The 12,736-nt window shown below is 38.9% G+C and carries 12 protein-coding genes; 2 read left to right on the top strand and 10 right to left on the bottom strand.

The genetic code is table 11. From position 1 onward, the window contains the following. Positions 1 to 455: 455 nt before the first annotated feature. The 9 genes from C200_RS04935 to C200_RS04900 all read right to left on the bottom strand — a co-directional run bounded on the left by C200_RS04935 (position 456) and on the right by C200_RS04900 (position 9,252). Entirely contained in the window at positions 456 to 1,214 is a 759-nt protein-coding gene (locus C200_RS04935; RefSeq protein ID WP_230382975.1) for a hypothetical protein, read from the bottom strand. A 70-nt stretch (positions 1,215 to 1,284) separates the two neighbouring features. Then, the gene (locus tag C200_RS04930) at positions 1,285 to 2,937 is read right to left on the bottom strand and encodes a response regulator (RefSeq protein ID WP_016210562.1); all 1,653 of its coding nucleotides are present in this window, start codon (positions 2,935 to 2,937) and stop codon (positions 1,285 to 1,287) included. A 28-nt stretch (positions 2,938 to 2,965) separates the two neighbouring features. After that, positions 2,966 to 3,841 (bottom strand): aromatic amino acid lyase, encoded by an 876-nt coding sequence (locus C200_RS16505; protein WP_230384803.1) that lies wholly within the window; start codon positions 3,839 to 3,841, stop codon positions 2,966 to 2,968. Further along, positions 3,801 to 4,505 carry an aromatic amino acid lyase gene (locus tag C200_RS16500; RefSeq protein ID WP_016210556.1) on the bottom strand — a complete coding sequence of 235 codons (705 nt, stop codon included), beginning with the start codon at positions 4,503 to 4,505 and terminating at the stop codon, positions 3,801 to 3,803. Before C200_RS16500 ends, C200_RS16505 begins: the two co-directional genes overlap by 41 nt. Beyond that, positions 4,505 to 6,205, bottom strand: a complete 1,701-nt coding sequence (gene hutU, locus C200_RS04920) for a urocanate hydratase (RefSeq protein ID WP_016210560.1) — start codon at positions 6,203 to 6,205, stop codon at positions 4,505 to 4,507. The genes C200_RS16500 and hutU overlap by 1 nt, the downstream gene beginning before the upstream one ends. Positions 6,206 to 6,293: 88 nt before the next feature. Then, positions 6,294 to 7,046 carry an amidohydrolase family protein gene (locus C200_RS04915; RefSeq protein WP_016210557.1) on the bottom strand — a complete coding sequence of 251 codons (753 nt, stop codon included), beginning with the start codon at positions 7,044 to 7,046 and terminating at the stop codon, positions 6,294 to 6,296. A gap of 2 nt (positions 7,047 to 7,048) precedes the next feature. Further along, positions 7,049 to 7,510, bottom strand: coding sequence for an amidohydrolase family protein (locus tag C200_RS04910; protein ID WP_016210564.1), 462 nt, complete (start codon positions 7,508 to 7,510; stop codon positions 7,049 to 7,051). After that, complete coding sequence (gene hutG / locus C200_RS04905) at positions 7,507 to 8,475, bottom strand: formimidoylglutamase (protein ID WP_230389104.1); 969 nt, start codon at positions 8,473 to 8,475, stop codon at positions 7,507 to 7,509. Before hutG ends, C200_RS04910 begins: the two co-directional genes overlap by 4 nt. A gap of 354 nt (positions 8,476 to 8,829) precedes the next feature. Further along, complete coding sequence (locus C200_RS04900) at positions 8,830 to 9,252, bottom strand: universal stress protein (protein WP_016210566.1); 423 nt, start codon at positions 9,250 to 9,252, stop codon at positions 8,830 to 8,832. Positions 9,253 to 9,557: 305 nt separating this feature from the next. Between C200_RS04900 and pdxH the strand changes: the two genes are divergently transcribed. Together pdxH and C200_RS04890 are read left to right on the top strand one after the other, a co-directional pair. Continuing rightward, positions 9,558 to 10,199 (top strand): pyridoxamine 5'-phosphate oxidase, encoded by a 642-nt coding sequence (gene pdxH / locus C200_RS04895; RefSeq protein ID WP_016210568.1) that lies wholly within the window; start codon positions 9,558 to 9,560, stop codon positions 10,197 to 10,199. 127 nt (positions 10,200 to 10,326) lie between these two features. After that, a complete protein-coding gene (locus C200_RS04890; RefSeq protein WP_016210561.1) occupies positions 10,327 to 11,661 on the top strand; it encodes a dihydroorotase in 1,335 nt (444 codons plus the stop codon). 114 nt (positions 11,662 to 11,775) lie between these two features. Here C200_RS04890 and C200_RS04885 read toward each other — a convergent pair whose 3' ends face one another. Beyond that, the gene (locus tag C200_RS04885) at positions 11,776 to 12,366 is read right to left on the bottom strand and encodes a hypothetical protein (RefSeq protein WP_032126397.1); all 591 of its coding nucleotides are present in this window, start codon (positions 12,364 to 12,366) and stop codon (positions 11,776 to 11,778) included. Positions 12,367 to 12,736 lie beyond the last annotated feature (370 nt).

Genomic DNA, 12,736 nt, shown 5'->3' with positions numbered 1-12,736 from the left:
CTCTCCTGTCTAAGTTAATTTAACAGAAGATTCCACTTATCTCTTGTACTATTTTAAGGGAGGGTTACCGTCACCGCTTAAAAATAGGGTTCGCATGAAGCTTGATCAAGATGAAATAAATTTAGAGACAGCGCTTAGTCAAGTAATGAAGTCAATGTCAGAAACTATTCGTTGAGCGCTATAACTACTTAGTATGGGCCCTGATCTTTAGTGATACGTCATAAGAGCTCACTAGTAGTCAAAACTATTTTACTACTACAGAAAATCGTACATTAAAGGAATCTGTATAGATAAAATCTTTCAATCATGACACATATGAATTAGTTTTTTTAAGAAAAGGCCAAACTAATTTAAAGAAAAATATAAAATTCAAAATCAATCAATTTATATATACACTATACAAAGCATATAATATTAATTAAATTATATTTTTAAGTGCTATAAAATTTATACTATTATGACTTCCATTGCTCAGCACGACCAGGGTAAAGCGCTGATGAGCCTGGAGGACATGCTGGCCTTTTTACGCCGATTTCATCAAGTACGGTATCGTAAATAAAGCCATGACGCCAACAAATTACCTTATACTGATAAGCAAATACAGAGCCATCTAACAGAGACTTTGGCGCATCATTGGATAAATTATATAGCTTCTCTTTTTGCGATCCACCGAAAAAAAACTGTGGCTTGATATCGAAATCACGATATTTTGCTTGACCGTGAGCACTCACCACGATAAAAGAAGAAATAAAACGAAAATCAGGATTTTTCATTTTATGACGCAATACTGGACTTTCATTAAATGCCTGAGCTAAGCGTTTTTCTAAATCATTCGGATACTTAGGAACAAATACAGTCGCCGTATAACTAATTCTTGGGTCGCGTTCAATCGCACGCTGTAACCGATCTCCATCCGCAGGATTTAAGCGTTCAAAGCGCAGTGCTGCTTTAAATTTTTTAATAAACTCTTCATCAACCATTTCTTGTGCAATTTGTCTTACCGCAACTGTAGTTTTAAAATAGCCATCAACCTCATAGCGCTTACTAATATGCTTCATCACACGTCCATAACTATCAATATGAGCTTTTGAAGCACCAGCCAAGCGAAAATTATCATTAGCCACTTTTAATGGCGTATTTGTACATGCGACTAAAAAAATGACGGCAAAGAATGCAATTAAATAACCAAAAATATTATGACTTCGTTTCATCATAATTTTCCAATATTATTTCTTTATATAATAAATATGCAAATAAAAGGCCAGATAAATAATAAATATAAAATCAAGTAATAGATAGTTGATTGTACTGATCAAGCAACCTATGATAACGCTGACTTTGCTTATCTGTCGCTTGTGCTAAATTCAAATCAATAGCTTCTAAATAAATTGCCATTTTATTAACTAATACACCTGAATTAACATGTTTTTTTTGATCAAGCAAAGATAACAGCGCTTGCACTGCATTTAAATGAATCGCCATATTGTCTGGCCGAATTTGTGTCGCCAGATCAAGTAAACGGGAAGCATCTGCATATTGTTTATTATAAAAATGCTCGACACCTCGAGTATTAGCTTCTTCACCCAAATAAGCCTGTCCATTAAATACACTGCATACTTTTACCAATAACTCACCATTTAATTCATCATTTGTTTTACAGCGCCATAACAAAGATTTTAAAATCTCCTCACCTTGCCCTTGTAATAAGTTATTTCGATAAAAACCTAAGCCCACTTCAACTTCCTGTTGATCATCAAGCAAAAACAAGTGGCTATCATAATTTATTTTAGCATTTTTACTAAAACGCTCACTATTTTCTATATCACTAATAGATTCAGCAATTTCAGCCCCAACCAAACACTGGCTAATTTTTATATCTATATTTTGTTTTTCATGCTTGTCAACATAGCTCATGACTTCAAGTACTCGATCATAGGCTTTAAATACATCTTGATCTGACTTTATCTGCTCACGTAGTAACAATAATAATTGCAACCAGCTTTCTGGATCGGTCGATCCGTGACGGTTATGATGGTTTTCCATCATACTATAAATTGCCTGTTCAGCCGCGGCAAAATTTCCACACGTTAAACTTAAATCAATAAATTGTTGCTGCTTTGCTTCATCGAAAGGAGTTAATGCCATACGATGACTAAGCACTCTATGCGCTTGAGACAACTGTTTTGTCTGTACAAGCACCTCACACAAACCATCCAAAGCTTTAATATCATCTTTTTCTTGTTTTAACACTTTATAGAAATCACGTTTCGCTTGACCTAATTCTCCAGACTCTAAGCAAGCAAGGCCATGTACTAAATTTAACCAAAGCAGCTGATCTTGCTGCTTAGAAAGCATATTACATAATTTTTTCGCCGCATCAAACTGCTGAGCGAATAAATAACTCATTGCTTGTAAACGAAAGCATTCTAATAACGTTTCTCTATCACCGCCACCTTGAATACGCTTTTCACAGGCCATTAACACATTGTGATAATCACCTTTCTCAAAACTTTCATAAAAGCTTTTAAAGCGTACTTTTGTTGGGTACTGCTCTCGAAGTTTATTCACATACATGTCTAAGCTATAAGGACGAGTTAAAATAATATCAGGTGGATTTTTAGCCAGAAAGTGTTGTATCTGTGGAAACTCCGTTAATTCTGAAATTAAAATAAACAATCGCGACAAACGAATAATATTAGCTCGATATAAATCTTCAAAAACTTTAGGCTGAATCTCTGTATAACGATGACTTAAATCATAAATAATAACAGCATAATGCTTAGATTGTAGCCGTGTTTGCCATGTCGCCTCGCCAACATAAATAGCATCAATATCGGTCATACCTAAATACTTCAAGGCAGCAAGCTGCGGGGACTGATTGGCTTTATCATCATAGAGTAATAAAACAGCTTCCTTCTGCAATAGCTCTATACTCATCACTCCCCCCTATTTATTCTTTATAACCTTACTCTCGCTGGCTTGGCAGTAAATGCACTTGGCATAAATCTCGCCACACAAACTCCTGCAATAACTGTGCCGATTGCTCAATGTCTGGATCAAAAAAACGATCTACTTCATAAAAACTTACACGCTCACGTAAATTCGCATGCAGCAACATCAATGGCACAGATGTTTTTAGCGGTGCTCGCAGATCAATCCCTTGGCAGCCTGCAAGCAATTCTATAGCGAGTGTATATTGCAAATTACGTGCCATTTTACCCAGGCGACGCGCACCATGAGTAGCCATACTCACATGATCCTCCTGGCTCGCGGACGTTGGAATACTATCAACGCTTGCAGGATAACAAAGCTGCTTATTTTCACTCACTAAAGCCGCCGCAGTCACTTGAGCAACCATAAAACCAGAATGCACACCATTACCCGCAACTAAAAAGGCCGGTAAACCACTAAAGTGCTCATCCATTAACAAAGCAAGACGACGCTCTGACAGTGAGCCAATTTCAGCAGCAACTAAAGCGAGGTTATCAGCAATAAAAGCGACCGGTTCCGCATGAAAATTGCCACCGGATAAAATTTCATTATCATCGACAAAAATCAAAGGATTATCCGTCACCGAGTTTGCTTCTGCTACTAAAATAACCGCAGCATGGCGCAGTTGATCTAAACACGCTCCTAGCACTTGCGGCTGGCAACGCAATGAATAAGGATCTTGCACACGCCCATGTTGACGCCGTTGTAACTCAAGCAGTGCACTGCCTGTTAATAACTGCCGGTAATACTCCGCCACATCAATCTGGCCTTGCTGACCACGAGCCTGGTGAATCCGTTCATCAAGCGGGCTATCCGCCCCCCCCTGCAGCATCCAACGCCAATGCCCCACACGCCATACTTACCAGCAAAAGATCTTCTAATGCAAAGTAATTTTTCAAACAAATTGCCGTAGACACCTGTGTGCCATTATTTAATGCCAAACCTTCTTTCGCCCCTAAAGCAATCGGCTCTAAACCGAGCTGCTTTAAGCCTTCACCTGCTGGCAAAACTTTACCTCCGATCCTCACCTTGCCCTCACCCAGCAGCACCGCACCAATATACGATAAAGGCGCCAGATCACCTGAAGCTCCAACAGAACCTTGTGCCCGAATACAGGGATAAACCTCATGATTAACCAAAGCAGTCAATGCATTAACAACCTTCTCACTAATACCAGAGTAACCCCGCAATAGCGCTTTTAACTTTAACACCAGGATTAAACGCACAGTAGCATCATCCAAATAATCACCAACGCCTGCGGCATGGGACAAAATAATATTTTTCTGTAGCGTTTCTAATTGATGGTGCGAAATAGAACGCTTAGCTAAAATACCAAACCCCGTATTAATGCCATATACTGTTTTCTCTTTAGCAATCACATCCATCACAACAGCACGACTTTTGCGTACATCCTGCCACACCGCCTCTGTCACCTTGAGCTTCACCGGCCCATCAATCACCTGCTTTAACATAGCTAAAGTCAAGGGGGAGTGATCTATATTAATTAACAGCATCAGTCTCTCCCTTGATAATTCTTATTATTCATATTCATCATCGGCAAATCCAAGCTTTGTGCCCTAGCGCAAGCAAGCGCCTGCTGATAGCCCGCATCAGCATGACGCATCACTCCGGTTGCCGGATCATTCCAGAGGACTTTCGATAAACTTTTATATGCACGATCACTGCCATCAGCCACCACCACCATCCCTGCATGTTGGGAAAAGCCCATACCAACGCCGCCACCATGATGTAAGCTCACCCATGTTGCACCACTGGCGGTATTTAATAAGGCATTCAGTAATGGCCAGTCTGACACTGCATCTGATCCATCTTGCATCCCTTCGGTTTCACGATTTGGGCTCGCGACTGAACCGGCGTCCAAATGATCACGGCCAATCACAATCGGCGCAGATAATTCACCGCTTTTAACCATATCATTAAAAGCCAACCCTAAGCGCATCCGCTCCTTTAAACCCACCCAGCAAATGCGTGCAGGCAACCCTTGAAACTGAATTTTTTCACGGGCCATATCAAGCCATTGATGCAAATGTGTATTATCAGGCAATAGTGCTTTGACTTTCTCGTCTGTTTTATAAATATCTTCAGGGTCACCAGACAACGCCACCCAACGAAATGGCCCAATGCCTTCACAAAACAAAGGACGGATATAAGCCGGTACAAAACCAGGAAAGGCAAAAGCATCACTAACCCCTGCTTCTAAAGCCATTTGCTGTAAATTATTACCATAGTCAAAGGTCGGAATACCTAATTTATGAAACTCCAGCATCGCCTTCACATGAACTGCCATCGACTCCTTGGCTGCCTTGACCACTTGCTCAGGATTTTCTACACGCATTTTCTGAGCCTGAGCTAAACTCCAACCCATAGGCAAATAACCATTTAAGGGATCATGTGCACTCGTTTGATCCGTAACAAAATCAGGCTGAACACCTCGCTTAACTAATTCTGGTAAGACCTCAGCCGCATTCCCCAACAGGCCAACCGACAGCGCTTTTTTCTCTTTGCATGCCCTTTCAATTAATGTCAGAGCTTCATTCAAGTTTTCCGTTTTAATATCTAAATAACCTGATCCAAGTCGTTTTTCTATACGCCCAGGGTCACATTCAATGGCAAGCAAACTTGCCCCCGCCATGGTTGCAGCGAGTGGCTGTGCACCTCCCATACCACCTAAACCTGCGGTTAAAATCCAACGCCCTAAGATTTTTCCTTGATAATGCTTTTTCGCAGCATTAACGAACGTCTCATACGTTCCCTGCACTATCCCTTGACTGCCGATATAAATCCAAGAACCTGCCGTCATCTGTCCATACATCATCAAGCCTTTTTGATCAAGCTTATTAAACGTCTCCCAGCTCGACCATGCTGGCACCAGGTTGGAGTTGGCAATAATCACTCGAGGAGCATACTCATGCGTTTTAAAAACACCCACAGGTTTGCCTGATTGAATTAATAATGTCTCGTTATTTTCCAAGCGTTTTAATGTTTCAACTATTTTATCAAAACATAGCCAATTGCGTGCCGCACGGCCAATGCCACCATAAACGACCAACTCAACTGGATTTTCAGCGACAGCCGCATCTAAATTATTAGCTAACATTCTAAGGGCAGCTTCAGTTTGCCATGACTTTGCCTGTTTTTTTACACCTGTATTTGCTTTAATTTCACGTGTACCATCCACCCTATTATTTATCATTAAGTCCTCCATAACATCAGGTTTAAAACCACTTATAATTTAATTTCTACAAAAATAATAAAATTAATTTTAATTAAAAATATTAAAGCTAAGGATAAATCACATAACCTTTTTTAACTGTTTGCTGACAAAAATTAATTCCCGTGTAATACACCAAATCAACAATATTTTCTATCTCCCACAAAGCAAAATCTGCCAGCATACCTACTTTTAGCTGTCCCACTCGATCCGCCATACCCAGTGCTTTTGCAGCATGAACAGTCACTCCTTGAAAAGCTTCTAAAACGGTTAAACCAAAAAAATTACAGGAAAAATTCATAGCTAAAGGTAATGACATAACAGGCGAACTACCTGGGTTAAAGTCCGTCGCAACGGCCATCGCAATATTTGCTTCGCGCAGTGCCATAACATCAGGCGCTTGCTTTTCTTGTAGGTAATAGTAAGCCCCGGGTAATAATACGGCGATACTGCCTGCTTCTTTAATGCCCTCAAGCGCATTAGGATTTAAGTACTCTAAGTGGTCAACAGATAACGCATTAAAATCTGCAGCAATTTTACTACCGCCTTGATCTGAAAACTGCTCAGCATGTAATTTTACTGGAATATTTAATTCTTTTGCTTTATTAAATAATAACTCAATCTCTTCCGGACTAAATGCAATGTTCTCACAAAACCCATCCACAGCATCAATTAACCCTTGCTGGTGAAGCGGCTCTAACATATGACAAACACTGTTTATATACTCAATGCTTGTACCTGAAAAATCTTTAGGAACACAATGTGCCCCTAAAAAAGTTGCTTGAATATCGATAGGTAGCTTATTTTTTAAAGCAGCAATCACATTTAATATTTTTTTTCTTCTTGAAAAGATAAACCATAACCTGACTTAATTTCACAACTTGTCACACCCTGAGAAATCCAATGTGCTAAACGCCTTTCGGCAAGCTCAAATAGCGACATTTCATGCGCCTTACGTGTTGCCTGCACAGTCGACCAAATGCCACCACCATGTTCAGCAATCTGCTGATAAGTTTTTCCGCTCAAGCGTTCAGAAAACTCATTCGCGCGGTTTCCGCCGTACACCATATGTGTATGACAATCAATCAACCCAGGCGTTAAATACCTACCTTGGCCATTATGCACTTGGGTATCAATACCAATATAACGGCTATCTAAATCACACGCTCGCCCTAACCAAGCAATACGACCCTCCTTAACAGCAATCGCACCTTGATGAATAAGACCAAAGTCATTGCCTGCCATTGTGACAAGATTGACATTCTTCCAGACTTGTTGCCATTTCATTGCTTTTTCTCCTGCCAAAGATGAATTACATCATTAAGTAAATAAGCACCAAGATGTGCAGTTTGCTGACCCTGATCATAACAAGGGGCAAGCTCAGCAATATCAAAGCCAATTAAATCAGTAAGGTTAATAATATCCTCTAATATGACCTGCACCTGCTCAGCTGCAAGCCCAAATGCTTGTGGCGCACTCACTCCAGGTGCAATACTTTCAGCAAACACATCTAAACATAACGTTAAATAAACAGTATCTACATTCTCGCAAAACTGTATTATTTTCTCTTTAACGGATAAATAATTATTTTTTACCTCACTTGCACTCACCATCTCCACCCCCAATAACTGGGCTGTTGCAAATAAGCTTTCAGTATTTGCATAAGGTTGCAAACCAATACAACAGTAATTAAATTCATGGTTATTTTCTTTGCAAAAATCAGCAAGCTGCTTAAACGGCGTTCCCGATGAGCCCTGCACACCATTAATAAGCGGCCTTAAGTCCAAATGAGCATCAAGATTAATCACACCAACTTTTTTATTTTTCTCAAAAGCAGCTTTAAATAGCCCTAAACCATGCCCCCAAGCAACTTCATGCCCACCACCTAAAACAATCGATAAAATATTTTTTTTAGCAAGAGACTCACTTAATACTGCAAGCTTAGTTTGAGCTAACTCAAGATCGCGACTCTGACAACAAATATCGCCAAGATCAGCAATTTTCATAGAGTGATAAAAAGATAAATTAACTAATGCATTTCTAAGTGCTGCAGGCCCCATAGCAGCCCCCGGTCGCCCTAAATTACGTTTAACGCCTTCATCTGAACAAAAGCCTGTGAGTGCTACGGTATGCTCTGCACTTAACTTAGAATAATCTAATGCTTCTACCGCTTGAAAAAAGCGGCGCGCGCCTACACCATCATCACGTCCCTGCCAAAAATAAGGCACTTGATCAATCAATTGCACTGCCACTTCCCTCGTCCTTTCGTTCCCTTGAAAAAATACTATACTACTCTAGCCTATATAATAACAATGACTAAAATTTTTTAAAATTTAAATTTTGCAGCGCAATTAAATTTTAATTTAAAAAAAATAAAATTAAAATAACAATGAAAATCTACTTATTATTGAATTAAGCGGACCTAAAGATAAATATATTATACCAATCTCAGCATTTTAAATAAAATCAAGCCATAAATTTATTGTTAATTTTAACTATAAATTATTAAAAAATTAAAATTATTTTCTAACCAATTTAAAGTTATATATCATCTATATAAAAAACAAAATTAAATAATATTTATTTAATTAATTAATTAATAACAGCTACTCATGCAATACTAAAACATCACAATGTGCAGCATGAATAATTGCATTTGTTGTTGAGCCTAACAACCAACTAAAATCCATTTTGTTATGCCGGCCAATAATCACTAAATCCACACCTAACGACTCAACCAAATCAAATAAACCATTTTTAGGTGTATCAACAATAACATGCTGCATAGTATTAGAAACATTCAAGGCCTTACAAAACTCAACCAATTCTTCTTTTGCTGCCTGTTGACGCGAGGTTTCTAAATCATCAACCACAATCACACCAGGATAGGCCATCGTGACCGGTTCAACAAAATTCACCACACTTAACTTCGCCTCAAATACATCGGCAAACTGCCGGACCTTCGCTATCACTTTGTTGCAGGCATCACTCATATTAGTTGCAAACAAAAAATGTTGATACCCATTCATATCTCATCCTTAATATATATTTTTTAAGTTAAAAAGCAGTAAGACTTTAATTTCATTCTAGTCCTCTAAGACATAGTGGTCTAGAAAAAATAACAACTCCAGATTTTATGGCTATCATCACCTAACAATCAGCAATCTATAAACTTATAAAAGTCAATACATTGAAAACAAAAACAACCCAACAACAATACAAATCTAACTCAATCAACATTCACTCAAGGCTTGCGCAAATTAGTAGAAAAAAGTAGCAGCTGACAGTCTTTCGAAAAGCCAGTATGATAACCAGCAGTGTAGTAGGAGGCCTTATGAAAATATCACACATACGTCGCGAATATTCAGGACAAGCGCTTACGCTAGAAAATTCAGCAAAGAACCCAATTCAGCAATTTACTGCTTGGCTAGAAGACGCAACGGGTATAGAGTCCACTGACCCAACGGCAATGACACTCGCCACCGTCGATTGCTCAGGCACTCCCAACCTAAGAATTGTGTTATTAAAAGGCATGAATGAACAAGGATTTAATTTTTTTACTAACTATAATAGCGCCAAAGGCCAAGAAATAGCACATACTCCACAGGCCGCTGCAAATTTCTATTGGCCAGCCCTCACTCGTCAAGTCAAAATACGCGGTATCATCGAAAAATTAACCAGCCATGAGTCTGATAGCTACTTTAACAGTCGCCCCAAAGGCAGCCAAATTGCCGCCATTGCCTCTCCACAAAGTCAAGTTGTGCATCAGGCTGAGCTCACTGAGCGCTTTAAAAAACTAGCAGCACAGTACCATAATCAAAACTCACTGCCCCGACCTGACTTCTGGGGAGGCTACCGGTTGATTGCCCATGAAATCGAATTTTGGCAAGGCCAAGAAAACCGTCTACACCAGCGTGTTTTATATCAACGTGCAAATAATAGCAGCCACTGGGAAAAATCAACCATTGCCCCATAAAGCACCTAATTATCTTGTTGTCTTCGGTTAAAGTATCATGAAACATCATAGTATATAACCTAAATAGACGAGAGCGCTAAAGGCTAATAATGCAATAAAATTGCAATAACAATAATGAGGAAGACTCATGACTACAATATTAATCACAAATGCGACCATCATTAATGAAGGCCAAAAGACAGAAGCTGACCTTTTTATCAAAAACGGCCGCATCGAACACATTGATAGTGACTTAAGCCATAAACCTGCCAAACAAGTCATCGATGCTAAAAATAAATGGCTGATCCCTGGCATGATCGATGACCAAGTACATTTTCGTGAACCCGGTCTCACCCACAAAGGTGAAATGCGCACAGAGTCACGTGCAGCCGCTGCAGGTGGCATCACCAGTGTAATGGAAATGCCTAATGTCTCCCCACCCACCACAACCATTCAAGCATTAAGAGACAAATTTAACCATGCAGCCAATCGCTTTAGTACCAACTATTCGTTTTATTTAGGGACAACCAATGATAATCTTGAGCAAATTAAACAGCTCAACCCTAATGAAGCCTGTGGGGTCAAAGTCTTTATGGGTGCCTCCACCGGCAATATGCTCGTCGATGATCCCAAAATTCTTGACGCTCTATTCAAATCATGCCCAACACTGCTTGCTACCCATTGTGAAAATACGCCGATGATTCTTGCTAACGAACAAAAATACCGTGAACAATTTGGTGAAGAAGTCCCCATCGGCTGTCATCCAGCAATTCGTTCAGAAGCAGCCTGTTATGCCTCTTCATCGCTTGCAGTTGACCTTGCCAAACGCCATGATACCCGTTTACATGTCTTGCACTTAACGACAGCCAAAGAACTCGAATTATTTACTCAAGGCAATCATAATAAAAAACGTATCACTGCCGAAGCCTGCGTTCATCATTTATTCTTTAATGATAATGATTATGATACCCTCGGCACACTGATCAAATGTAACCCTGCGATTAAAACTGAAAACGACCGCCTTAGCATACTTAACGCTATCAACGACGATCTTATCGACGTTATTGCAACAGACCATGCACCACATACGTGGCAGGAAAAGCAAAACAGCTATTTTAATGCACCCTCAGGCTTACCCTTAGTTCAACACGCCCTATTAAGCCTACTTGAACACCAAAAACGCGGTATATTTTCTATAGAAAGCATCGTCAAAAAAACTAGCCACGCTGTTGCTGATATTTATCAAATTAAAGAACGTGGCTACATTCGTGAAGGCTATCACGCTGATATTACTCTAATCGACCCAAATACGCCCCATGAAGTATCTACAGATAATATTTTATACAAATGCGCATGGTCACCTTTTAATGGCTATAAATTCAATCATTCAATTATGTCGACTATTATTAACGGCAAACTCGTTTACCATCACGGCCAGTTTTATGAAGAAAATGTTGGCGTACCATTAGAGTTTGATCGTTAAAAGCAAGAGTAAAATGAAAAAATAGAAAATAGTGGTTTTAAACGAGTACTGCACCTTTTTAAAACCACTACGATATTTAATACTATATTTAATTTGTTATTTTAAAAGGCTATATTACAAATCACATTCACTGCCTTCTGGTTCAGCAATAGCCACATCACCATTACGCATGGTAAAGTCTTTAATTAAGGTCGCCACAGGAGGATCTAGTTTTGGATCTATTTTTTCAAGCAGTGGGCCTGTAACATCTTCTACTTTAATGAAGCAATATCGACTTTCATCATTAAGAACCTGCTCAATATTTTCAAATAACCTGTAAGTCGCAGGTTTAATCTCTCCATCACAGTCAGCAAAGCGTGATTTTTCTGCGACGATTAAAGCACCAAACTCACTGTGCAAATAATCACTATCATAATCTAATAAATCATAAGCACTTAATTGGGCAATAACCCCTTCTGTAACAAGTCTTTCTAAAAAAAGCAACTTTCTCTCTACACTAACATCTTCCACCTCAGTCCAAATCGCCCTAGCATAAGGCGAACTTTCTAAGAGAGAGCTATCATGGGGAATAGCTGTAAGCAATGCTTCTAATTGTGCCTCCTGCTCAAACGTTATTCCTCTATCTTTAGTAATTTTATATAACCACTTAAGCTTCTGTTGTACCTTTACTGCTCTTTCTTGTAATAGTGTTCTATCATGAGGCATATTATTTCCCTTTTTTAAAAACACAGTTTAGCTTCTTTGTTATCCTTTTTGTGACCCTCCTAAGATTCACGAGCATCACTCTCCAAGAAAAAAGACATAATATATAACAAAAAAACATCATAAAAAATAAAAAATATATATGCATTATGTTAAATAATGTAAAATAAAAATCATACATTTAAATTTATTTAAAATAAAAAATAAGGCTAATATCTAAGTGAAATTATTTAAGCAACTTTCAATATTAACCCCCTAAAAACGTATAATTACCTTATACAACTCACCTTACGCACTGACATGATAAACAATGTATAATGAAATCTGATAGATACAGGGATTTCATCAGGAATGAATAAAGAGCTACTGGATA

It is taken from the genome of Piscirickettsia salmonis LF-89 = ATCC VR-1361 (assembly GCF_000297215.2).
Classification (GTDB): Bacteria; Pseudomonadota; Gammaproteobacteria; order Piscirickettsiales; family Piscirickettsiaceae; genus Piscirickettsia; species Piscirickettsia salmonis.
This window is presented reverse-complemented; position numbering and strand designations above follow the sequence as displayed.